At 46.0% G+C, this 22,952-nt stretch carries 19 protein-coding genes, 1 tRNA gene and 1 pseudogene; 6 read left to right on the forward strand and 15 right to left on the reverse strand.

Going from position 1 to position 22,952, the window contains the following annotated elements:
- Positions 1-194: 194 nt before the first annotated feature.
- Positions 195-1,091, reverse strand: coding sequence for an AraC family transcriptional regulator (locus BLO51_RS16780; protein ID WP_090673720.1), 897 nt, complete (start codon positions 1,089-1,091; stop codon positions 195-197).
- Positions 1,092-1,551: 460 nt separating this feature from the next.
- Here BLO51_RS16780 and BLO51_RS16785 point away from each other — a divergent pair, with 460 nt between their 5' ends.
- The gene (locus BLO51_RS16785; RefSeq protein ID WP_090673722.1) at positions 1,552-1,791 is read left to right on the forward strand and encodes a hypothetical protein; all 240 of its coding nucleotides are present in this window, start codon (positions 1,552-1,554) and stop codon (positions 1,789-1,791) included.
- Positions 1,792-1,995: 204 nt separating this feature from the next.
- The gene (locus BLO51_RS29825; RefSeq protein ID WP_090673724.1) at positions 1,996-2,220 is read left to right on the forward strand and encodes a hypothetical protein; all 225 of its coding nucleotides are present in this window, start codon (positions 1,996-1,998) and stop codon (positions 2,218-2,220) included.
- A gap of 45 nt (positions 2,221-2,265) precedes the next feature.
- Here the strand turns inward: BLO51_RS29825 and BLO51_RS16795 are convergent, their stop codons facing one another.
- From BLO51_RS16795 to BLO51_RS16820, 6 genes are all read right to left on the reverse strand, one after another.
- The gene (locus BLO51_RS16795) at positions 2,266-3,300 is read right to left on the reverse strand and encodes a hypothetical protein (protein WP_090673725.1); all 1,035 of its coding nucleotides are present in this window, start codon (positions 3,298-3,300) and stop codon (positions 2,266-2,268) included.
- Between the two features lie 381 nt (positions 3,301-3,681).
- On the reverse strand, positions 3,682-5,796 hold the full coding sequence (locus tag BLO51_RS16800; protein WP_090673727.1) for a M56 family metallopeptidase: 2,115 nt from the start codon (positions 5,794-5,796) through the stop codon (positions 3,682-3,684).
- Entirely contained in the window at positions 5,796-6,203 is a 408-nt protein-coding gene (locus tag BLO51_RS16805; protein WP_090673729.1) for a BlaI/MecI/CopY family transcriptional regulator, read from the reverse strand. The genes BLO51_RS16800 and BLO51_RS16805 overlap by 1 nt, the downstream gene beginning before the upstream one ends.
- 672 nt (positions 6,204-6,875) lie before the next feature.
- On the reverse strand, positions 6,876-7,463 hold the full coding sequence (locus BLO51_RS16810; protein ID WP_090673730.1) for a DUF4291 domain-containing protein: 588 nt from the start codon (positions 7,461-7,463) through the stop codon (positions 6,876-6,878).
- A 261-nt stretch (positions 7,464-7,724) separates the two neighbouring features.
- The gene (locus BLO51_RS16815) at positions 7,725-8,057 is read right to left on the reverse strand and encodes a hypothetical protein (RefSeq protein WP_090673732.1); all 333 of its coding nucleotides are present in this window, start codon (positions 8,055-8,057) and stop codon (positions 7,725-7,727) included.
- Positions 8,058-8,317: 260 nt separating this feature from the next.
- Entirely contained in the window at positions 8,318-9,196 is an 879-nt protein-coding gene (locus tag BLO51_RS16820) for a LysR family transcriptional regulator (protein WP_090673734.1), read from the reverse strand.
- 164 nt (positions 9,197-9,360) lie between these two features.
- Here BLO51_RS16820 and BLO51_RS16825 point away from each other — a divergent pair, with 164 nt between their 5' ends.
- Positions 9,361-10,440: an oxidoreductase gene (locus BLO51_RS16825; protein ID WP_090673736.1), complete on the forward strand. Its 1,080-nt coding sequence runs from the start codon at positions 9,361-9,363 to the stop codon at positions 10,438-10,440.
- Between the two features lie 499 nt (positions 10,441-10,939).
- Here BLO51_RS16825 and BLO51_RS16830 read toward each other — a convergent pair whose 3' ends face one another.
- The 4 genes from BLO51_RS16830 to BLO51_RS16845 all read right to left on the reverse strand — a co-directional run bounded on the left by BLO51_RS16830 (position 10,940) and on the right by BLO51_RS16845 (position 16,014).
- Positions 10,940-13,234 carry a preprotein translocase subunit SecA gene (locus tag BLO51_RS16830; protein ID WP_090673738.1) on the reverse strand — a complete coding sequence of 765 codons (2,295 nt, stop codon included), beginning with the start codon at positions 13,232-13,234 and terminating at the stop codon, positions 10,940-10,942.
- 150 nt (positions 13,235-13,384) lie between these two features.
- Positions 13,385-14,095: an ABC transporter permease gene (locus tag BLO51_RS16835; RefSeq protein ID WP_090673739.1), complete on the reverse strand. Its 711-nt coding sequence runs from the start codon at positions 14,093-14,095 to the stop codon at positions 13,385-13,387.
- The gene (locus BLO51_RS16840; RefSeq protein ID WP_090673741.1) at positions 14,092-14,937 is read right to left on the reverse strand and encodes an ABC transporter ATP-binding protein; all 846 of its coding nucleotides are present in this window, start codon (positions 14,935-14,937) and stop codon (positions 14,092-14,094) included. Before BLO51_RS16840 ends, BLO51_RS16835 begins: the two co-directional genes overlap by 4 nt.
- Positions 14,938-15,078: 141 nt before the next feature.
- Positions 15,079-16,014, reverse strand: a complete 936-nt coding sequence (locus BLO51_RS16845; RefSeq protein WP_090673743.1) for a LytTR family transcriptional regulator DNA-binding domain-containing protein — start codon at positions 16,012-16,014, stop codon at positions 15,079-15,081.
- A 516-nt stretch (positions 16,015-16,530) separates the two neighbouring features.
- Between BLO51_RS16845 and BLO51_RS16850 the strand changes: the two genes are divergently transcribed.
- Positions 16,531-16,607 (forward strand) — tRNA-Met (locus tag BLO51_RS16850).
- A 120-nt stretch (positions 16,608-16,727) separates the two neighbouring features.
- Here the strand turns inward: BLO51_RS16850 and BLO51_RS16855 are convergent.
- From BLO51_RS16855 to BLO51_RS16870, 4 genes are all read right to left on the reverse strand, one after another.
- Positions 16,728-17,084 carry a nucleotide excision repair endonuclease gene (locus BLO51_RS16855; protein ID WP_090673760.1) on the reverse strand — a complete coding sequence of 119 codons (357 nt, stop codon included), beginning with the start codon at positions 17,082-17,084 and terminating at the stop codon, positions 16,728-16,730.
- 29 nt (positions 17,085-17,113) lie between these two features.
- Positions 17,114-18,562 (reverse strand): DEAD/DEAH box helicase, encoded by a 1,449-nt coding sequence (locus BLO51_RS16860; RefSeq protein ID WP_090673745.1) that lies wholly within the window; start codon positions 18,560-18,562, stop codon positions 17,114-17,116.
- Between the two features lie 112 nt (positions 18,563-18,674).
- Positions 18,675-18,875, reverse strand: a complete 201-nt coding sequence (locus BLO51_RS16865) for a cold-shock protein (RefSeq protein ID WP_090673747.1) — start codon at positions 18,873-18,875, stop codon at positions 18,675-18,677.
- A gap of 290 nt (positions 18,876-19,165) precedes the next feature.
- Positions 19,166-20,449, reverse strand: coding sequence for a DEAD/DEAH box helicase (locus BLO51_RS16870; RefSeq protein ID WP_090673748.1), 1,284 nt, complete (start codon positions 20,447-20,449; stop codon positions 19,166-19,168).
- Between the two features lie 191 nt (positions 20,450-20,640).
- On the opposite strand from BLO51_RS16870, the gene BLO51_RS16875 reads away from it, so the two are divergent.
- On the forward strand, positions 20,641-21,882 hold the full coding sequence (locus BLO51_RS16875; RefSeq protein WP_090673750.1) for an ISL3 family transposase: 1,242 nt from the start codon (positions 20,641-20,643) through the stop codon (positions 21,880-21,882).
- An 832-nt stretch (positions 21,883-22,714) separates the two neighbouring features.
- Positions 22,715-22,952, forward strand: a pseudogene (locus tag BLO51_RS16880) (IS4 family transposase); the annotation flags it as partial.

The raw sequence follows: 22,952 nt of genomic DNA on the forward strand, positions 1-22,952 counted from the left end.
TTCTATCATCCTTTCTTCTAAATGCCTGTGTACTGCTTTATGTGTCCCCACATCTCGGCACTTTGGATCTTAATAACAACATATCAAGTCATTTCGGCAAAATACAGAAATTGGCCCATGCCATGCGTGGCCTCTTTGACGGCAGGGCTCACATCTCAGAGCATGCACCCCTCGACTTTCCTCTTGTACACCAATCACACTTTACGAACCGCGAACCAAAGTTCGATATAGTTGAGGCCGTCTTTAGCGCCGTACATTTCGAAATCTATCCCGTCCACCTGCTCATAGCCGGCCGTCGGGAGCCATTCGGTGTAAAAGCGTTTGTATAGCGTTTCGATCGTTTCGCCGAACTGATCCCACGGATGCGGCTCCGACGGGAAAATCGCCCATGTATGCGCGGGAATACTCATCGAGGTGTATCCGTCCGTGTTGCTGCCTTCGTCTTTGAAGGCACACAGCATGTACGAGAACGTGTCCGGTCCGGTCTTCCGGTAGCTGCAGACCGCATGTACGGGATGCAAATCCCGACTGACGAACGATGGTAAATCGCCTGCACACGCTTCAAGTCGCTTCACATCGCCGTTCGCAAGGCTCTGCTCCCACAGCTTCGCCGGTGTCTGCGGCGCCTCCCCGCCCCCGTCGACGCGGAATACACCTTCAATGCCGAACACTTCAAAACTTTCCTTCGTTTCGATCCGATAATTCATCGCCTCTGCCCCTTTGATTGTGATAAGGAAGGACAGACGGGGGTAGGCTTTGAGCGCAATCCCCTCCTGACGGGCCATGGCCGGCGTGATCCCGTGCAGCGCATGGAACGCCCGCGCGAACGAGACTGGCGATTCGTAGCCGTACTTCAGCGCGACATCGATCACCTTCGCCGCCCCGCCGTGCTGTAGCTCCAGCGCGGCAAGCGTCAGCCGTCTCCGCCGAATGTACTCCGCCAGCGTCACGTCTGTAATGAACGAGAACATCCGTTGAAACTGATACGACGAACAGCAGGCCATGTGGGCCGCTTCCCTCAACTCGATCTCCCCAGTCAGGTTTGCTTCAATATAGTCTATCGCCCGATTCATCCGCTCCAGCCACTCCATCTCAGTCCCTCCTCTCGAATTCAAGTATAGGCGGGGCGGAAAATAGCTTCGCAACAATTTGTGCCAAAAGAAGTTGCTTCTCCTCAAATGTGCCGTAGTATTCTGCCCATTAGCTCAAAACCAGTTCGAGAAAATTTTGGCACATATATCATATTCGTGACCTAGTACCAAGACCCTTTTGGAAGGGTCATTTTCAGGAGGGTTACCGGCACGTTATCATAATCCCCAAATCTCATCTCGTCAAGAGATAATGTGAGAATGAGCGACATAGCGTGGGATCCCCCCTTATGCTTTCAAAATAAAAATGAATTTCCGAGTATGAAGAACGATATCGCTTTTTCCAATTCATTTGGTTTCACGTAAAATTTTCTTCAGGTCGAAGGGGAGATAAGGGATATACATACAAAGGACAGAGTGCAATGAAGTCAAGGTCATTACTAAAGAAAGGAGGAGAAACTGTATGAACAGAGTGGACAAAATCAGATTTATGCTCCTTTACGGTGAAGCACCTGAGACACAATGTTATGGGTACATGGAGTTGGATCGGAAAGGCAATATGATCGCGCTCTACAATAGGTATGGCGAGGAAATAGACATGTTCGGTGGACATGAATTTGTCGTAGTACGGACACTTGGCAAATTCGACGACGAAGACCGTGATCATTTTTATTCCTTGTTAGAAAGTGATGGTGTAGGATAATCTGCACGACAGGCTGGCGATTCAGTGTCAAGGCACTGCGAAAAAGCGCGGTTTTCTTGTCGGCGTGTCGCATCATCCATTTCACCGAGCGCTCAACTCTGCCGGGTGTGGTGGTTGGGGTTTTCTTGCCTCCGAGAGGCGATTCATTTCTATTCATGGCGAATCTGGCGTGTTGACGCGCCTGACACAAAAGCGCTCACGACAATGACGGTGATTTCGGCACCGACAAAGTACGTGAGCGCTGACCCTTTCGTTCCGCATTCGATGAACAAACTTTGGTTCTCCAGCAATTTCGTGCGCCATACGGACCCGGCATCGTCCCTCATTTTCAGCCTGATGTTGTATGTTTACGGTCACCACGCCGAAAAAATATGGTTCATGCCGAGAGAATATTTACTCATATTCATGGTGAATCTGGCGGAAAATTAGAAGACCTTTCATTCCTTTTGCCTGCATTTTGGTTATCTATAACGTCTAATTCCATCCCCCGGTTTCCGCTTTATCCCCAGACGTCAGGGACAGCACGTTTTTATTGGCATCCAATGTAGCTCTCATTACCGTTTGTTCTACCTTGGCGCCCTTTTCGGTCGTGTGGTACTTGACGAAGCGGTAATTTTTAGATTGGTCATCCCACTTCACTTCATATCCCGTAATGTCGATATTGAAGAACTTCTTGGCCACCGGAGCAATCACTTCTTTTGCATCTTTTTCCGTAATTTCTTTGTTGGTCGTTACCTTTTCCTTTATACGCGCCTTATCAATTGCATTGATTACCATATTTGACTTTGCATCTATCTCGACACTAACATCCCTGTCTCCCAGAAACCACCCGTCAGGGCTAAGTGTAGCCCCTTTAAAATTAATATCTTGATTTAAAACCGTTTTCACCGCTTCTTCCGCCGTTTTCAGCACTTTCGGTTCAAGTTCGTTCGCGTCAAATTTAATATTCGCGCTATATGCATGGAAATCAGTTTTGTTTTTCGAGAAGTTGTTACTTAGACTGACGCTAAAGTTTTTCCCATTAAATTGATACACTATATTGTCGTGAAATTTAGCCTTCTCGTCATCATAGTTTCGAAACATGTCCACTTCTTTTTCAAATTCATAGGTTTTGTTTGGATACAGCTTTTTTAGCTCTTGAAGGGCCTTATCCCGATCCTTTTTGCTGATTTTATCGATCGGGACCTTTCCGGTAACACTCCATACTTTACCATTTTTAGTCTCAAAGAAGATCCCATATTTTCCGTCTACCGATTCAACATTTGCAAACTCATTGTTCGAGTAATCATAAGTGATCTTGCCAACATCCTGCAACTTTATCTCTTTCCCCGCTAATTGCTTTAACACTTTTTGTAGCTTTGCGGCTACCGTTTTGTCGATCTGAAGCTTTTTCTTATCCGATTGCTGCTGCTCTTGCACAGTCTTGGCTCCTACAGGAACCGGGCCTGCCAGGGTAACTAACATACTGGATGCGATCATGGATGCCATAACTACTTTCTTAAAATTCATGATAAATCCTCCTCGTATTCTAAGAACAGTTACCGATTCTTTCGTGAATTGGAAATTTCTCTTAATTAATTTTTAAAGCTCTTTAAAAACTTCATGGTGTTACACTCTGCTGGAGGATGTAGCCCACTGTTGACGCGCCTGACACAAAAGCGCTCACGACAATGACAGTGATTTCGGCACCGACAACGTACGTGAGCGCTGACCATTTCGTTCCGCATTCGGATGAACAAACTTTGGTTCTCCAGCAATTTTTACGGTCACCACGCCGAAAAAATATGGTTCATGCCGAGAGACTATTTACTCATATTCATGGTGAATCTGGTGGAAATTAGAAGGAAGACCTTTCATTGTTTTTGCCTGCATTTTGGTTATCTATAACGTCTAATTCCATCCCCCGGTTGCCGCTTTATCCTCAGACGTCAGGGACACCACGTTTTTGTTGGCATCCAATGTAGCTCTCACTATCGTTAGTTCTATCTTGGCACCCTTCTCGGTCGTAAGGTTTTCGACGAAGCGGTAATTTTTAGATTCGTTATCCCACTTCACTTCATATCCCGTAATATCGATATTGAAGAACTTCTTGGCCATCGGAGCAATCACTTCTTTTGCCTCATTTGCCGTAATCTCTTTGTCGGTCGTTACCTTTTCCTTCATACGCGCCATATTAATTACATTAATTACCTTGTTTGACTTTACATCTATCTCGACTATAACATTCCTGTTATTCAGAGACCATCCGGCATGGCTAAGTGTAGCCCATTTAAAATTAATATCTTGATTTAAAACCGTTTTCACCGCTTCTTCCGCCGTTTTTAGCACTTTCGGTTCAAGTTCGTTCACGTCAATATTCGCGCTAACTGCTTTGAAATCAGTTTTGTTTTCCGTGAAGGAGTTACTTAGACCGACGCTAAAGTTTTTCCCATTAAACTGATACAATGTACTGTCGTGAAATTTAGCCTTCTCGTCATCATAGTTTCGAAACATGTCCACTTCTTTTTCAAATTCAAAGGTTTTGTTTGGAGATAGCTTTTTTAGCTCTTGAAGGGCCTTATCCTGATCCTTTTTGCTGATTTTATCGAGTGGGATCCTTTCGAAAACACTCCATACTTTACCATTTTTAGTCTCAAAGGAGATCCCATATTTTCCGTCTACCGATTCAACAGATGCATGCTCATTGTTCGAGTAATCATAAGTGATCTTGCCAACATCCTGCAACTTTATCTCTTTCCCCGCGAATTGCTTTAACACTTTTTGTAGCTTTGCGGCTACCGTTTCGTCGATCTGAAGCTTCTTCTTATCCGATTGCTGCTGCTCTTGCGCTGCCTCGGTAGCTTTTGAATCCTGCTCTACTTGCACGGAAGCCTTTTGCGGTACGCTCTTCTCCTTAGCATTCACCAACGTCACGCTACCAAGCGCGAGAATCATTCCCATCCCCAGAACGGACAGACGATAAGATTTTTTGTTGAATTGTTTGATCATCATAAGTCTCCTTTTCATTTCTTTATGTGTCGCGGACATGCCGGCAAGCCCCGGCTTATGATGGCTGCTTGAAATATGCTCCAGCACATGAATAATTGTTTGTCCGTATGCACTATTTTGCTTCGGGCGCATCCGGTCCAAGACGTATGCATCGCAGGCCATCTCCTGGTTCTGTCTTGCTTTATATACGGCAAGCCATATCAATGGATTAAACCAGTGGAGAATAAGGATGATGTGTATCACCCAATTCACTGCCACATCTCGCCGCTGAATATGTGCGAACTCATGCGCCAGAATATATTGAAGTTGCTCCTTCCGCAACGTGACGAGCAGTCTTGGCGAAATGACGACCGCAGGTTCACGAAAACCTACTACGGCAGGTCCGGGAATCCGTTCCGATGCTACAAACCGTACTTTACGATTTATACCCATTAGCTGCTTCGTCTCTTGAAACACTGCCGATAAAAATGGCGTTTCGATGGATCGGCCTGCACGCAGGGCCCGCTTTAATCGAAGCTGGTCGTATACCGTTTTCGAAGCAAGAAACAATACCCCAGCAAGCCATACCAGCATCAGCCCATTGGTAAATCCCTGTTGCTTGATCTTATTCCACCAGAGGCCGCGTTCCTGCACGGTTCCCGATTCATGGGATAGAGCAGGTATTTCCGAAATTCCGCTTGTTTCTGGTTTTAAATAGCGCTCACCATGAACCGCCGCCTCGCCTGCTCCCCCCGCTTCCTTCCAAACTGGGGGATCTTGGGTCATCTGATGAATTCCAGGCGCTACAGCCTTCAGAGACAAAACATTGTACAGACTAAGCGAAGATTCCGGCGCCCAAGGAAGCAGCAGACGAATCGCCACAGGTAGCCAAATCAAATATTTCCATCTAGCTTCCAGCTTGTTTTTTAATAGAAATTGCAGGGCCAGGACAAGTAGGACTAGGATGCCGGCCATAAATGATCCGCGGATCACCCAGCCAAAAAACGATAATAAGCTTTCATGTAATGTTGGACTCATCAGCTATCTCTCTTTTCCGGTCCGCCTGTGCGGTTTTCGTCAAATAAAGCCTTCAGATCCTCGATTTCCTGCACATTTAGCTTTTTATCCTCTAAAAAATTGGCCAGCATTGGCTTTAATGCACCACCATACAGCTTTTTCATAAAGGATGTGGTTTCAGACCGTAGATATTCCTGCTCGCTGATGATGGGGTAAAATAGCTGGGTGCGCTTCGAATCCTTTTCCAGCTTCGCCCCGGCCGCTTCCTTCTGCACCAGCCGACTGAGGAGTGTCCGGGTCGTATTCGGGCTCCAGCCCATTTTCTCTGCCATCTGCTTTACGACTTCGCCGGAAGGGCAACCCGGAATATTCCATAATACACGCATAATTTCCAATTCTGCGTCCGTAATCGGTGGTATTTGCTCCATGCATGTAACCTCCAAAGATAATTTGATCAGACTACGTATGTAGTTGCAAATCCATCCTACATCTGTAGTTTTATATTGTCAATATCTTTAAATAGAGAAAATTTTCTCGTTTGTTACATGCAAATGCGCCGGGTGGTCATCGTTAAAGAACCCTTACTTCTTAAGCTTCCTTTAAAGATTCCGCCTCTGCCACAAAGTTCACCGATGAACCCAGTAATATAGGACTGCTTAATGTCGCATGGCTACTTTTGATTTACGTTCATTTTGTATAGCTCCTCCCATATGATTATAACTACATTTGTAGTCTATGATTATATACTACAGTTGTAGTTATAAGATGTCAACACCTTTGTTACAAAGAAATTCCATCCTACTATGCACTTCAACACTCTGTGGAAGGATTCGATGCAGGGGCGAGACCAGTTGGCGTTCACTAATACACTTCTAGTTCACAACTGCGCGAAAATCCCCCTAAACCTGAGGGAAACAACCTAACTCCGAACACGAAAGCTTAAAATTATGATAGAAAATGACCGGATGAGCAGCAGCTATCCCGGTCATTTTTTTCAATATCTAAGCCAAAAGATGAAGTTCATTTAGGTCTATCACTAACTCGACTCTCCGCTAAGGTGAACGTAATGACGATCCGACAAACTGAAATTTAGTTTGTTGTCACATATCCAGCCTTTTTCTAATTTCGTTGTTTTTAATAGGGTAGATTCTTTCTATTGGTAAATTTTTGGAGTTTAGTTTTCCCTGCTTTCGCTGTACATTCCATTTCTTCACAAGCGGTGTCAAATCCTCAATGCGGTAAATTCCATCGGCCAGAAATTCTTTTAAAGTGGTTCCTTTTAGACCGACTTGAATTGCTGCACGATTTATGGAATTGCCATTCACATTTCTATCAGGATCCCATTGGCAATAAACTGTTGTTTCCTCAAATGCTTTTTCCCATTCAGTTGAACCTTTGTAAATCATTGAGTCTGGTGAAGTTAGCACCGCTTTCCTCAACAATTCATTAAATTTTTCCATATATACATCCAAAGCCAAAATACATTCCTGATTTTTCTTTGTTCCCCAATTCGACCGATACATCATCCACAAAAAGGAAGGTTTTATCCATGTCATGCGATTGAGATTAAAGTTTTCGCCAAAAGTCTGTAAGGCAACTGCTTCTTTTGCAATTACTGGATTATAAGCCTGATAAACCCGAATACATTGTCTATCGTATTGTGCAAATACCTCTTTTATATATTCCATAGTATCTCCCTAAATTCCGATTTGTCGCACTGCGTCTTATCTGCCTTATGTATAATGTGTCTATCCTATCAAAAAAGTCAAAATCGGCTAAACGCTTTTCCTCACTCTCGACAGCTTTCAACTTTTTCTTTGGTGGAGCTAGTACGCCGTCAATACTAAAATAGTGGCCAGCCGCGGCTTCGATGTATGGAAATGCGTCGTTTGCACCTCACAGATTAAGCGTTGAAGGCGTACTAGGCGGAATCCAACCCTTATTATAGTTTAACTCAAATCCAGAGTAGTCCATCCAAAATCATCAATCTTATTCCTGTAGATGCTGAACTCTTCCTCGGATTCAAATTCGATCTTGCATCGCGGCTCGCTGTATAGCCCAATAAAGGGCGGCTTTGCAGTTATATCCCTAACCCCAACGCATTTGCTTTTGCCTATAGCGTACATATCATCTTGTTTCATGCCTTCTCTACCCAGTTGTTGCTTCTTGTAGTTTTCATTGCATTGTTCGAATCGTAGTAGTTCTTCCTTTCCCGTATTGGAAATATACTTTATACCCTCGTTATCTATACAGGTAATGGCGTCCGCTTGGATTTTCATCATCAAAGTTCAACTCCTTCAAGTCACTGTAATCCACTGTCTTCATTCATTACTTTACTGGATTCGTAAAAAGTCCCACTACCTTGATGACCTCAACTTCTCCATTTTTCCGCGACCCTTCCATGAAAAACCAGCAACACACAGCACTCCACGTGTCTCAAGTATGGTTATACCCAAGCCCCAATCCACAGATTCAGTATCGCGAGATGGAAAACTTGCCTTCGATCACTTCAAGAGTAGTTTCCACCGCGGTGTTGCAAATTTTATCGGTTTCCTGCGTAACGTAGCATCGCCCCTCTGACACAATCAGCGAAGGCTGCAAATGCTTTGCTGCTGTACTGTCCTTTTCGGGTAACCAGCCTCGTTGTCACGAAACGATAACGTTCGGGGACCGAATGCACTCTTAATTGTTCGTCTTTCTCAGGAATGACTAATTCGGTCATAAGCGTATAACCGATGCCTGCTCGTACGCATTTCAGCATCGTATCCAGCGTGCTCACCTCAATCATATTTACGGACGATACCCCTTGGCCTTGGAGCCAATCCACGCTTGCGGCGCGCAACGGGCAACCCTTCGGAAAAACGACCCAAGCCGCATTCTCAACGTCGGGAGGTGCGGCTATTCCATTAGCGTTCGTCAAGAGCAGCACCTCTTCCAGAATCTCATAAGCGACCTTTAGCGAAGATAGATCGAATTCACCTGTGAAGAAAGCTCCGTCCAACTCGCGGCTCAGCACCTTCTCGTAATTTTGCGGCGATGTTCCGTTGACGAGAGACAACGCTACTTCAGGGTGCTTTTTTTGAAAATCGGATAACGCTCGTATAAAAGGGGCGGTGGACGCAATGGTCTCCACAACGCCGATCGTGAGCGGACCGCTCGGATATTCAGGTTCTTGGATGGACACTATCGCCTCCTCGAGCTTAAACAGAATATCGGAGGCATATTGGCTGAAGACAAGCCCTTTCTCGGTCGGCAAGACGCCTTTCGAAGTTCTGTGGAAAAGCTGGACTCCGAGCTCCAGCTCCATTTTACGAACTCGCATCGTGATGTTCGATTGAACATACTGCAGCTTCTCCGCTGCGCGGGTGATACTGCCCTCTTGTATGATAGCCATGAATACTTTAAGATCGGTTAACTCCACTCGGGAACCTCCGTTCGTTGGTAATAACATCAATAATATTGATGCCACTATCTATAATGATCATTTTACTATATGAAATTGTCCGTTTACAATCAAACCTAGAAATAGATCGTGCGGTGGAGATCAAGAGTACTGACACCGTAACAACGAGGAGGAATTTCAATATGGGTAACTATTCTCATCTTTTTTCAACATTTCAATTGGGTTCGCTGCGCTTGCCGAATAGGTCCGTGCTTTCTCCGATGACGCGGACGAGCGCAGAGCCCTCTGGGCTCGCGAATGAGCGTATGGCCCGGTATTATGCTCGTTTTGCAAAAGGGGGGTTTGGCCTCATTATTACGGAAGGCCTCTATCCGGATGCGATAAGCAGCCAAAGTTATAAGAACCAGCCCGGCCTAGCAAATGAAGCGCAAGCTGAATCCTGGATTCCTGTAATCCGAGCTGTTCAAGGCGCAGGAGGCAAGATTGTTGCGCAGCTAATGCATGCAGGCGCACTAGTCCAGCATGACGGATTTACACCGATCGCTCCATCCGCCGTGAAGCCCTTAGGCACGATGCTGGAAGATCACGGCGGGAGCGGTGAGTTTGCCGTACCGAGAGCCATGTCCATTGAGGAAATCCGCAGCGTGATCGAGAGTTTCGCGCAAGCTGCATTTCGCGCTAAGAAAGTCGGATTTGACGGAGTCGAAGTCCATGCAGCGAACGGCTACCTGCTTGATCAATTCATCACCGATTACACAAATCTTAGAACCGATGAGTATGGCGGCTCAACGGAGCGACGTGTCCGCATTATCGTGGAAGTCCTGAGAGCTATTCGCGCCGCTGTGGGCCCTGACTTCATGGTCGGCGTCCGCATCTCCCAGGGTAAAGTAAACGATTTTCATCACAAATGGGCTGGCGGAGAGATGGATGCCCGGATTATTTTCGAACATTTAGCAACGGCTGCTCCCGATTACATTCATAAAGCGTTTGCCCCGGCTTTTGCGGAGGGCGGGCCTACACTTGCCAAGTTGGCCAAACAATATAGCGGCCTTCCTGTCATAGCCAACGGCAAATTAGGTCAACCGGACAAAGCGGAATCTCTCTTAGAGAATGATCATGCGGATCTTGTAGCAATCGGTACGAGCGCTCTGGTCAATCCAGACTGGGTGAACAAAGTACGGGTAGGCCGTGCGCTGCTTCCATTCGACCATCATTTTCTGCTGCCAATCGCAACGCTTAAAGAGGAAGAGGTTGGCGTATAGGAACCATCTATCGCCGGAATAGATGAGAAGAAGAGTAATGCCAATTATGAAAAGATGGCTGTGCAGGGCTAATCCTGCACAGCCATTTCTCGATTTCGGGTGATTCGCCGTTACTTATGATACGGTTTAGCTTAACGGGTCTATCGGCGAAAAATTCGCCTAAGTGTGAAGCGCGGCGGCATTGCTGGCCTCAAAAGCAACTTGCGTTTTCCAGTCCGCAAGCTCTGCAACGTGGAGTTTACCGAACTACGGAACCTATACAATATGGAGGCTGGGCGAATGGGATGGGAGGAAGCACGGAACCACTTCGATAGGCTTTATGGCACTCAGGCTACTGACAATGTTTTAACTCAAAGTACTTCAACTTTGAATACATCGCCATGGGGCCTGTACGCCCTTGCGATGTATTTTTTATTGTCCAAAGTCAACACGGAGTCAACGCTTCGCTTCAACATTTTCAGCGCAGGATGAATCGAGCGTTCGCTCGTATTCGTCCCGATCAAAAGTTTGACCACCCGAATACCGGCCTCAACATCTTGCGCATCCAATAAGCGATTATCGTCCCTGGGGTCCATGAACTGGGATTCTGCAAGTACTCCATGTATTGATCGTTGATCGTATAAGTCCAAGTGGAAGTAGGGCTCTTCAGCCCAAACTTTTCCCACATCGCCGGATCATTCGAACCTCCGAGCTTTACGAGCATATTTGACGACTCTCTATTTATTTTAGCCGGAATTTGCTCGTATGCTTGGATGATTTGCACATGAAATTCGTCGATCGGATTGCGGTTAGTAAGGCTCGTCAAATGGATGCTTTCGCGAATGTAAGAAACGTATGCCAGATGGTCAGCCCAGAACTTGTCGATATAATAAAGCCGTACACGCTGCTCCGAAGGGCTCATCGGCGTCTCGCCTTTCAAAATTCCGAGCCGTTCCTCGTATAGAATACGCCGCTGTTCCTCCACCATATCCGAATAACGGTTCAGTTCCTGGCGGATATGGAAGTTCTGGCCCATAATAACGCGCTGAATATGCGCAATTTTGCTGTGGAGCACCGACTCCTCTAGAGCATCATCCTGCCTGAGATCGCGATAGGCGGGCGAAATCACTTTATCGATGCCGAACCGAAGCATCAACTCGTCCTCCAAGCTTACGAAAAATACGGAAGCTCCCGGGTCGCCTTGGCGGCCAGAACGCCCACGCAGTTGGTCGTCGATCCGCACGCTTTCGTGCGCATGCGTACCAATCACGTACAACCCGCCCAGCTTGGCGACAACTTCTGCTTGCGTGGGGTTGCCGCCGCCGAGCCGAATGTCGACGCCGCGTCCCGCCATATTCGTAGACACCGTCACTGCGCCGATTTCTCCCGCTTTGGCGATGATTTCGGCTTCTTTTGCGTCGTTTTTCGCATTCAGAACATGGCAAGGTACGTTAGCAACCGCTAGCGCCTCCGCCAGCATGTCAGACTCCTCTACGCTTGACGTACCAATGAGAATCGGACGTCCCGTCGCATGGACGGACGAGATTTCTTGTACAAGCGCCTTAAGTTTGGCTTCTTTATGGGTATAAATCCGATGCGGATGGTCGATCCGTATGTTTAGCCGGTTCGGCGGAATTTGCACGACCTGCAGCTCATAAATATCTTTGAATTCCATTGCGGAAGCGTGCGCGGTAGCCGTCATTCCGCAAATCTTCGGATACAGGCTAAGGAAGTGTTGAAGGGTGATCGTACCGAGAATTTTCCCGCCGGCTTTCGACTGTAGCCCTTCTTTGGCCGCAAGCGCGGCTTGGAGCCCGTCCGGCAAATGCCTGTTCTCCGCCACGCGGCCGGTATATTCGTCGATCAGCTCGATTTTACCGTCCCGGACGATGTAATCGACGTCTTTTTTCAATAACGATTCCACATGCAGCGCGCAATTTAATGACGTTAACAAATGACTATTATCGCTTTCGTACAAATTGCCGCATCCCAGCAGCGATTCCGCTTTCGCTGAGCCCGCTTCATTTAAATAAACGTTCCGCTTGAACTCGTCGAAGTCGTAATGCTCATCTTGCTCGAGCTGCCTAGCCACCTCTGCGAAACGAATGCCGTCGTTGCCGGAAGAGCCCGGCTCGCCGGCGATGACTAGCGGCACTCGCGCTTCGTCGAGAAGTAATGAATCCGCTTCGTCGACGATGACGTAGTGGAAAGGACGATGCACGGTATCGGCTTCGTTTAGTGCGATCGTGTCGCGCAAATAATCAAATCCTGCCTCTTTGGCCGTAACATAGGTTATATCCGCGGCGTACGCTTCCTGTTTCTCGGACAAGCTCATGCCTGCTTGAACCGCGTTTACCGTTAACCCGAGGAAACGATAGATCGGGCCCATCCACTCCGCATCTCGATTTGCCAAATAATCATTAAAAGTCAGCACATGAACGCCTTCGCCGGTTAGCGCATGTAGATAGGCAGGCATAACAGCAGAGAGCGTTTTTCCTTCGCCGGTATGCTGCTCGATCAAAAATCCCTCGTGCAGAGCGATGGCAGCCATGATCTGGACATCGTAGGGCTGTAATCCGAGCGTTCTCTTCGCTGCCTCGCAGACTAACGCATAAGCATCGACAAGCAGCTCGTCCAAAGGCGTACCCGATTTTGCTTCCTTTTTCAGCCGGAGAGATTCCGCTTGCAGCTGCTTTTCGTCCCATGCTTCCAAATTCCGCTTCCTGATGAGCTCCGCTTTGTCCCGATAGCCTTTCAGCTTATTCTGGATATCTCGGTCTTTGAATTTTTGCATCCACTTGACGGCTAAATTCATCGGAATTTGATCCCTCCTCGGTAGAAATACGCGATTCTATAGTGGCTAAAGTAGAAATAAACTCTATAACAATAGCGAGGTTTGGAATCGTATTCCCATCCGCATTCCGGAACGTGCCGTCCGCCGAATACGTGTAGATCTGGTTTTTTCCTACTCATCCTTTAACCGTCGTTGATACAAAACAACAGACACAATCGTTAATACAACCGTCCATATCAAAGTAATGAGGAGGGGTTTTAATAAATCTCCCGTCGTAAAGCCTATATTGTGTATTTTTAGCAAATACACAAGTTGACTGCTTGGTACGTACTCCAGCACTTTGAAGATCGGAAAATCTTTCACTAGTAACGCTCCCCATGGTGCACCAGTGAATACGATCGCCACAGGAATTATAGATAATGATGTTTCAAGCAACGTCTTGGAGAATAAACCACATATCGTCCCGGCTGCTGTGTATAGAATGATCGAAAGAATGATTACTGCCACAAACACCCATATACTAGCTGGCTCATAGCCAAATATATACGTAGCAATAGCCAGAACAACAGCAGACATTACAAAGACTAAAGTACTTTTACCGATTAAAACATCCATGGTCGTGGCCGGAGTCATCATTAATGATCGTAAAGTGTTACGCTCCTTTTCTTCCGCAATCAAGCATGCTTGTGCTAAACTCGTTAGTATCACAAACGAAGTATTTAGAACAAAACCGAAAGCTCCGGGCAAAGACGGGCCTACACCTCGAAGAAGAAATGCGAAGATAATTGGAAAAAGCACAATAATAGAGATCGCATAATTGCGTGAAAACTCTTTGTAATCCTTCACAAATATCGCTCGAGCACGTTTTAATGAGATACTCATAGTAACTCACTTCCTGTCATTTTAATAAAGATATCACCTAGACTTGGCTCTTTCGTTTCTATTCGATCAATTAACCCTCGTTTCATCCAATCGGCTATTTGATCAGCCGTTCCCTCATCTATCGGGAGCTCGTATGCTTCCCCATTGATTAAGTCAACACAAACTACGTTTTCTCGATGTTGTTTTTTAAGTTCCTTTGGTGAGCCGATGGTTTGGATTTGTCCTTGATACAGAATCGCTACACGGTTACATATCAATTCGGCCTCAGCCATATCATGCGTAGTTAAAAAAATCGTTGTCCCTTTCTCATTTAAGTAGCGTAAGCCTTTATAAATATGTGCTGAGTTTACCGGATCTAAAGCCGAAGTAGGTTCATCTAAAAATAATAATTCTGGCTCATGGATAATCGCGCATGCCAACATGACACGCTGACGCATCCCTTTCGATAAGAGATTGACTTTCTTTTTGCGCTCTCCGCTTAAGTTTACAAACTGCAGCACCTTATCGATCGAAGATCTGGGAAGATCATATAATTGGCGATACAGCTCTAGATTTTCCTCAATAGTTAATCTCTCATATAGACCACTGTTATCCGTCAAAATGCCAAAGCGCATCTTCTGTGCAGACTGATTCATCATCTCCGCTGGCTGGTTAAATATACTTGCCTGTCCACTTGTCGGATTTAATTGCGCAGTTAAAATCTTTATTAATGTTGTTTTTCCTGAACCACTCGGACCTAGGAAACCAAAAATTTCCCCTTTCGGAATGGAAAAAGACACATCTGCTAACGCATCCTTATTTCCAAATCTCTTTCGAATATGTTCTACATGGATAACATCCATTAACGCCACTTCCTTAGAGTTGATGGCTTAAATATATAAAGAATGCATGCTTCCAGCCATCAAAACCCGCCGAAATGTAGCTGTTAACGCCTGAATGGTACCATTGAATGCTTGATTGGTTCGACATTATTACCCCGGAAATTAAATGTTAAGTAGTGCCTTTAATTCATGCAATTTTGAACGAGATAACGGAACCACGGCATCTTTACCTATATTTAATCGCAAGCTGTAGCTATTCTTCGTCCATGTAATAATCTCTCTTACTTTTTGCAGATTAACGATGTAGGATCGATGACACCTAAAAAACCCGAAATTTAACAATCTCTGCTCGAGCTCGGTTAGCGTCAAAGCACAGTCATAATTTTCCCCATCCGCATGAACAAGGATCGAACCATCTATACTTTCTATAAAATCGATTTCAGGCGGATTAAATAAAATCACTTTGTCATTTCTTTTCGTATAAATCTTCTGCAAGGTTATATTGGCCCGATCTTGTTCCTGCACTTCCTGCTTATCCTCTTCTGAGTCCCGAATATCCAATTGATGAAATCCGGACTCGTTCAATCGATAAATGGCATCACAGGAAATAATGGCATCCTCCAAATTCGAAGTTAAAATTAAAATCTGCTTTTCTTTCGAAAGGTCATCTAAAATCCGTTTAAAATGACGACGATCTTGCTCTTCCAAGTAAAAATAGGGTTCCTCCAGTACAAGTGTAGGCTGATGCGCAAAAAAGACACGCAGCAATGTCACATACATCCTTTTCGATGAGCTTAGATCCTTGATTTTTACCTTCCGTTCTTCTTTTAAAGCAAAATAATCCATTAACGAAGCGACACGCTCATTCCTCTCCGTTACTTTGATTAGAAAAGTGATTAGCTCTTCCACCGTTAAACGCATATACTCGCCTTGTTGAGCTCGAAATAAATAATATTGGGAATGATTCACTAATTGATTCATTAAAAGCTGCTTTCGCTTCAAGTCCGTTATAATGCCAATCGATTGGTTCGATGTCATATTTAATTCGATCTTCGGTAGAAATAACTCCCCATCATCATACACTGGTTGAAATTGCATGCCGTCCTCCTGGTCAGTGCCGCTATAGGATATATATAACAATTATAATGTTAGGATACTTTTTTGTCAGTTTCTATCGAAAAATATAACGGCATGTCTTCTCTAAGCCATATCAGTATATATTTTGACCACAGAATAGATATCAACAATGCATAGGTCGGGAACATACGATGATAGGGGATTTTTCATGCAACAACGCATTCAATATTTGGATCGGCTCATTCACTCGCGGTAGATCATAAACGTATCTTTGAGGCGGTATTCAAACCCATGCCCCGCAAGGAAAGCCGCAAAAAAACTTGCCCTTATTTATGATACGGTTCCCCGTATCGCTGTAACCGCGAATTTTTATAGGGATCTAAGACAACAATTGCCTGGCTTGTGGAGCAGGCAAACGTCAAAACCCTTCAGCCCTCGAGAGAAACTTCATTTTAAAGAGCTTGCATATTGGCTCGAATTGCTGTATTATGAGAGGATCTGGTCAACGTTAAAGATCACAATACTTAGTTATACTATCGCGGGGTGGAGCAGCCCGGTAGCTCGTCGGGCTCATAACCCGAAGGCCGCAGGTTCAAATCCTGCCCCCGCAACCAACTTACAATTCTAGCTCGGCATATATATCAAAATGCCTTTAACCCGCTGAACGTGGATTAAAGGCATTTTTGCGTTATCATATAATTTCATGGCTCCTTGGGCAATAGGAGCTCAGTCTATTATTTGTATAACACCTTATCTACATTGTACTTAGCCTTATATTCGTTGATAATGTACGTCTCGTATATTTCTCTATGGACGGGATCCTCGACTAAACAAACCTCGATTCTGATCACTTCCTCCCGCTTCTCTTTGATGATCGATACCGTATCCTCGAAATGCTTCTTGATTCGGGGTCTTAGCTTCCGGGCCTTGCCAACGAATAGGAGTTCATCCTTATCATTGTAGAACATAAAAATCCCCGCTTTATCTCTTGGAATCAGAATGAAATCCGTAAACCCGTAAATATGGCTTAATTCAGGGGCCTTCTGTTTGTAAATCGTGACATCCGGAGTCGGAATCGTTATTTGTATCATGAACATTCACTCTCTCTTCTGCGTCATTGTTATTTTCGGTTCGCCTCATGTACCTTCAGCAGCTTGCCTTTGATCGTCGTATCCTTCATCTTATCAAGAACGAGGCACCCTTTGCCATTGAGGATATCCACGTAGGAGGCGTTATCCTCTATCGTGATAATCCCGATGTCATCCGCCGATACCCCGTCAATCTTAGCAATGGTGCCGACGAAGTCTACCGCTCTGATCTTCTTTTTCTTCCCCCCGTTAAAATAGAGCTTCAGAACTTCCTGATTCGAACGGGAGCTCCGGTCCTTCTTGACGGTTCGCCGGTTCCTTATCTTCGCTTCAAAAGCAGGACTGGTACGTGCGATCGCTTCTTTGGAAGGGTTGTCTCTCTTGGGAATCTCGAACCCGATATATCGCTCGACGTTGGCAACGAATTTCTCTTCGGTCGGCGTGGCGAAGGAAATCGCTGTCCCCGAATGTCCGGCCCTTCCCGTTCGACCGGTCCGATGGACATAGCTTTCGTTCTCTTGCGGAAAATCATAGTTGATGACATGGCTGATGTTCTCGATATCGATCCCTCTCGCGGCGACATCCGTCGCGATCATATAGCGGAGTTCCCCTTGTTTGAACGCATTCATCATCTTCGTGCGATCGTCCTGCTCCATTCCCCCATGGATTTTGCCGCAGGGGTATCCGTGCTTGTTTAATTCGTTAAACACGACTTCAACCCTAATCTTCGTTCGGCAAAAGATAATGCAGCTATCCGGATTCTCGACGATAGTGACGTCCCTGAGCAGATTCAGCTTGTTCTCGTCCCTGACCGAATAAATCGAATGCTCGATTTGGCTTGTCGTTCTAGCCTCGCTCTTCACCTCAATGTCCAATGGATAATTCATATACTTATGGCATAAATTCTCCACGTCCTTGGGCAAGGTCGCCGAGAACAACATGGTCATTCGATTCTGAGGCAGCTCGCGGATAATCTTCTCCACGTGCTCGATAAAACCCATATTCAGCATCTCATCGGCTTCATCGATCACAAGAAACTTTATTTGCTCCAAGTCGATCGTCTGCCTCTCTATATGATCGATTAACCGCCCCGGCGTGCCTACGATGACGTGATTTCTCTGCTGCAGTTGCACCTTCTGCCTGGCAAAAGGCTGCTTGCCATAAATAGAGGTTGCCTTTATTCTTTTATATCTGCCGATATTCATGATGTCCTGCTTAACTTGATCGGCAAGCTCGCGAGTTGGCGTTAAGATCAGGGCCTGCGGCCGATTCTCTTCCCATTCCAACATCTCGCAGATCGGAATGCCATAAGCCGCGGTCTTCCCGCTTCCCGTATGGGACTTGACGGTCATATCCTTACGCTCAAGCGCAATGGGGATCACCTTGCTTTGAACTTCCGTTGGTTGTTGATACCCCAAGCTATCTAAAGAACGGGTAATTTCCTCGCTTAACTTATAATCTTTAAAGCCTTGCTCACTCATAAGTAAACCCCTTTTATATAAGAAACAACGAATTTCTATATTGTCGAGTCTAGGTTTCGCAAAAAAGAAAAAGCTGCTCCTAACGTATTAGGAGCAGCCTCGCTTTAGCTTACTAAACTTTTGTGACGTTCTCAGCTTGCGGTCCGCGATTACCTTGGACCACGTTGAACTGAACTCGTTGACCTTCATCCAACGATTTGTAACCATCACCCTGAATCGCGCTAAAATGGACAAAAACGTCATTCCCACCTTCAACTTCAATAAAACCGAAGCCCTTTTCACTGTTGAACCATTTAACTGTACCTGTTTGCATATTGTTACCTCCAAAATAATTTTAACATGATCATTTTTTATAAAAAAAATCACACATTGGAAATATTTTCATTATATAATGAGACCCTCTTCAATATGTGAATTGGTTTCAACTTATATAAATCTGTACCAGATTAACACAACCATTTCGAAAAGGCAATCAATTGGGGAACATCAGTATTACACTCCGTATATTTAGTGAAACCGCTGCCCGTCTGGATTCGCAAAGAAGAGGTTTTTGTGTCGATTTAGTAACCACCTGTCTTCATGTCATCCCTAGCTTCACCGTGCTTACTTGCCAGCTTTCTTCCGCCGTCTCCGGCGGCGGCTACCGGAGACGGCGGTGCTTCCTTCCTTCCCGGCAGAGTCGCTCCGATCAGCGCCGCCGCTATGGACGCGGGTGCTGTCTCCGGACGTCGCCGGAGCAGTCTCCGTAATCGCCATCGGATACAAATGATCCCCGATCACCGGAATCCTCTGCTTAGTCAGCTTCTCGATATCCTTTAGATAAGGAATCTCCTCGTACTCACAAAACGAGATCGCGACTCCGCTTAAGCCCGCCCGTCCGGTGCGGCCGATCCGATGCACATACGTCTCCGGGATATTCGGCAAATTGTAGTTGATGACATGCGACAGCTCATCAATGTCGATACCACGGGCCGCGATGTCCGTCGCTACCAACAAGCGGGTCGCACCGCTCTTGAAGTTCTTCAGCGCCGTTTGGCGGGCGTTCTGCGACTTGTTGCCGTGAATCGCCTGCGCTGTAATCTTCACCTTCATCAAACCGCTTACCAGTCGATCCGCTCCGTGTTTCGTACGAGTGAATACGAGCGCGCTCGTAATCGACTTATCCCGCAGCAGATCGATCAGCAACGGGAGCTTATTTGGCTTGTCCACGAAGTAGAGCCTCTGCTTGATCCGCTCCGCCGTCGAGGAAACCGGTGTAATCTCGATTTTCATAGGATTCGTCAGCAGCAGGTCTACCAAAGACGTGATCTCGGGCGGCATCGTTGCCGAAAAGAACAACGTCTGCCGCTTAGCAGGCAACTTAGCGATAATTCGCCTCATATCATGTATGAAGCCCATGTCGAGCATCCGGTCGGCTTCATCAAGCACCAGAATCTGCACGCGAGTCAGATCGACGAACCCTTGGTTCATCAGGTCAATCAACCTGCCCGGTGTTGCGATCAGAATGTCCATGCCTTCCTCCAGTGCCTGCTCCTGTGCTCTCTGCGGGACGCCGCCCACGATCACTGCGCTGCGCAGATTCGTGAAACGTCCGTAAGATTTGATGTTGTCAGAAATCTGAATAGCCAGCTCCCGGGTAGGCGTCAGGATAAGCGAACGAATGACGCGCTTGCCCTTCGTGAGGTCCCGCTGCGTACTCAGCAGCTGGATGATCGGCAGCAAAAACGCTGCTGTCTTTCCGGTCCCCGTCTGGGCGCATCCGAACAAGTCACGGCCAGCCAGCACGGATGGGATTGCCTGCTCCTGTATGGGTGTGGGCTGCTTATAATTTTCCTTGGCCAGCGCTTTGAGAATGGGGGGAATCAACTGCAATTGTTCAAATGTCATAAGATCTCCTTATTCATGTCGACGTACATCTCGAAATCGAAATGATCGTACCGGTTGGTTTCTTCTTATCCTTCGCGGCTCAAAACCGAAATCAGTTCTTGACGAACTAAGCTGAGGCTAAAAAAAATGGAAAAACATCTGCTAATCCTGTATTGTTGTAAGTCCGACCAAACAACAAAAGGAATAAACAGATGCAAACCCAGTATATCAATGAAATGCTCAACTTGCCAGAGCTAAAAATAAACCAAGTTCTGTCCATCAACGCCGATGAACTTCACATAGAAGCTGAACCGCTGTGCGACAAACAATGCTGCCCCTGCTGTGGATCGGATCAAGCTGTCATTCGCAAGGGAAGCAATAACATACGGATCGTCCGGCATCTGTCCGTGTTTGAGAAGAAAACTTATTTGCATGTACCGTCCACTCGCCTGTTATGTACGCGCTGCAAAGCTGGGTTTGTATGGATGTACGAATTTGTCGGACCGAAGCAGCGCTACAGCAGACTTTTCCGGTCCCATACCGCTGAACAAGCATTCGGTTCTACAGCAGCGCATAGCGCCCGCATGCAGCAAGCGCCAGTCAGCACCGTGCAACGCATTCATAACGAGGCGGTTCCGGTTGAGTACGAACGGATCTGTGAGCAAGTGTGGGAAGAAGCCAAAGAAACGGCTGACCTGGTTTTAGGCGTCGATGATTTTGCAATCAAGAAGGGTCATGCGTATAACACCGGTATTCACAACCTCAAAGGCGAGACGATGTTGGATCTGTTGCCGGGTCGAAAGCTGGAAGAACTGCGGTCGTATGCCCAAGAGCACCCCGATTTCCTTTTGCTTAACCCGAAAGCCGTGGTCTTGAACTTGGCCCGAGCTTATCATACTTGGATCAGTGAGTGTTTTCCGAATGCGATTCGCATCGCGGACCGTTTTCACGTTCACGGTTATGTGATTGAAAGTGTACAGGAAGTTCGTAAAACGGTCCAAAACACCCTGTCATCACGGGCTAAGGCGCATCTGAAAGCCAATCATCGCTTGTTGAACCCGCCAGCCGAGTCGCTAGGCGAAGAAAGTAAAAAACGGTGGGAAGCGCTGCTGAACTACTCCCCTCTGCTTCGAAGCGTATGGGAGTGGAAAGAAGCATTCACGACCTGGTATGACTGCTCGCCGGACTTGGCCATTGCCAGACTGGGATTTGAACGTTGGTGTGAGCAAGGTGATCGAATCGACCACGCCGCGGTTCGAAGCGCCCTCAAGACGATGCGCAATTGGAAAGAGGAGATCGTGAACTACCATCATTGCCGCTGGACAAACGCAACGGTAGAAGGTCGACACAATCGTATAAAAGCTTTTCAGCGCCGCCATTACTTCACACGAAATCGCAGTCGCTATAAAGCTGGCATTCTCATCGAATGTAACCGCCATCGGATATTGGGCTAGCAGTCAAGCACTGATTTTGAGGTTGAGCCACCTTCGCTAGGAAAATAGATGAAAAATCGAAAGCTTCAGCTTGCGCAGTTAGTGCCTTGGGCATCGAACAGAGAGCGTCCCTATGTATAGCAAAGTAAACTGTTTGTTGCTTTTTACCTTCTGCACTTCTTGTTTCATTTTTTTCACTAGTATCAGTTAGTACGACTTTCTCAATAAAATCCCTTCCCCAGTCGACTAACTTTTTATGCCCACTATAAATTTCGCCTAATTTAGTATGTTCATTCCAAATATTGGTTCTGTAAAACTCTTTTATTGTATTGTTGACGTTGGTGCTATTGAAGCTCTTACTACTGGATAAATATATACTTTTTCAGGCCTGTTGATTAGCCACTAAATGGTAGAAGAAAGGCGAATGGTAGTACATCGTCAGGAACGATGGTTCTTTACCTTAACGGGTCTATCGGCAAAAAACGGGGATTAACTAAGTATCTCACAATCATTCTTAGAGAATGTGAGATACTCCCGGTGCTCCTTATTTACAAAGGTATTAAACTGAAACGAAAAAAGATTTTATACTTGTTCCAATGTGGCTGCTGCCTCAACATTTAATAAAGGTGAAAATAATTCATCATAAACATCCCCTATACCAATTGCCTGTTCAAAATTAGAAATCGAAGCGAAAATCTTAGTTGTGGGTTCTTTGAGATCGTATATATTTGTTAATTATGCTCTTAGTCACGCCTGTTGATTAACCAAAATAAGGAAATTGAAAATTGAAAAAAGGACGCTCTTTCTGTAAAATCGTTTGCACCATACAACACGATTAGAAAGAGGCGACCTCATGAAAAAGTCTACCACGTTCACCAAGTTAGTTCAAACGCTATTGACCGAAGAAGATGTGAAGCAAATTTTGCAAGAATTGAAATACGAAGATACAGCCAGCAAGTTTACAGCCAGTCAGCTTCTATTATTCTTTATGCACGCTGCCTTAGGACAGTGGGACAGCTATCGGTCTGGTGTAGGAAAAGCAGTCACCAGCGGTCTTATTCGCGTTTGCTATTCCTCTTTTTCTTCCAAAG

Origin of the sequence: Paenibacillus tianmuensis (genome assembly GCF_900100345.1) — a bacterium.
GTDB lineage: Bacteria > Bacillota > Bacilli > Paenibacillales > NBRC-103111 > Paenibacillus_G > Paenibacillus_G tianmuensis.

What these genes read in the sequence shown, in the direction of transcription:
- BLO51_RS16780 (WP_090673720.1), bottom strand. Translation starts at nt 1,091, where the DNA reads ATGGAGTGGCTGGAGCGGATGAATCGGGCGATAGACTATATTGAAGCA.
- BLO51_RS16785 (WP_090673722.1), top strand. Translation starts at nt 1,552, where the DNA reads ATGAACAGAGTGGACAAAATCAGATTTATGCTCCTTTACGGTGAAGCA.
- BLO51_RS29825 (WP_090673724.1), top strand. Translation starts at nt 1,996, where the DNA reads ATGACGGTGATTTCGGCACCGACAAAGTACGTGAGCGCTGACCCTTTC.
- BLO51_RS16795 (WP_090673725.1), bottom strand. Translation starts at nt 3,300, where the DNA reads ATGAATTTTAAGAAAGTAGTTATGGCATCCATGATCGCATCCAGTATG.
- BLO51_RS16800 (WP_090673727.1), bottom strand. Translation starts at nt 5,796, where the DNA reads ATGAGTCCAACATTACATGAAAGCTTATTATCGTTTTTTGGCTGGGTG.
- BLO51_RS16805 (WP_090673729.1), bottom strand. Translation starts at nt 6,203, where the DNA reads ATGGAGCAAATACCACCGATTACGGACGCAGAATTGGAAATTATGCGT.
- BLO51_RS16810 (WP_090673730.1), bottom strand. Translation starts at nt 7,463, where the DNA reads ATGGAATATATAAAAGAGGTATTTGCACAATACGATAGACAATGTATT.
- BLO51_RS16815 (WP_090673732.1), bottom strand. Translation starts at nt 8,057, where the DNA reads ATGATGAAAATCCAAGCGGACGCCATTACCTGTATAGATAACGAGGGT.
- BLO51_RS16825 (WP_090673736.1), top strand. Translation starts at nt 9,361, where the DNA reads ATGGGTAACTATTCTCATCTTTTTTCAACATTTCAATTGGGTTCGCTG.
- BLO51_RS16830 (WP_090673738.1), bottom strand. Translation starts at nt 13,234, where the DNA reads ATGAATTTAGCCGTCAAGTGGATGCAAAAATTCAAAGACCGAGATATC.
- BLO51_RS16835 (WP_090673739.1), bottom strand. Translation starts at nt 14,095, where the DNA reads ATGAGTATCTCATTAAAACGTGCTCGAGCGATATTTGTGAAGGATTAC.
- BLO51_RS16840 (WP_090673741.1), bottom strand. Translation starts at nt 14,937, where the DNA reads ATGGATGTTATCCATGTAGAACATATTCGAAAGAGATTTGGAAATAAG.
- BLO51_RS16845 (WP_090673743.1), bottom strand. Translation starts at nt 16,014, where the DNA reads ATGCAATTTCAACCAGTGTATGATGATGGGGAGTTATTTCTACCGAAG.
- BLO51_RS16855 (WP_090673760.1), bottom strand. Translation starts at nt 17,084, where the DNA reads ATGATACAAATAACGATTCCGACTCCGGATGTCACGATTTACAAACAG.
- BLO51_RS16860 (WP_090673745.1), bottom strand. Translation starts at nt 18,562, where the DNA reads ATGAGTGAGCAAGGCTTTAAAGATTATAAGTTAAGCGAGGAAATTACC.
- BLO51_RS16865 (WP_090673747.1), bottom strand. Translation starts at nt 18,875, where the DNA reads ATGCAAACAGGTACAGTTAAATGGTTCAACAGTGAAAAGGGCTTCGGT.
- BLO51_RS16870 (WP_090673748.1), bottom strand. Translation starts at nt 20,449, where the DNA reads ATGACATTTGAACAATTGCAGTTGATTCCCCCCATTCTCAAAGCGCTG.
- BLO51_RS16875 (WP_090673750.1), top strand. Translation starts at nt 20,641, where the DNA reads ATGCAAACCCAGTATATCAATGAAATGCTCAACTTGCCAGAGCTAAAA.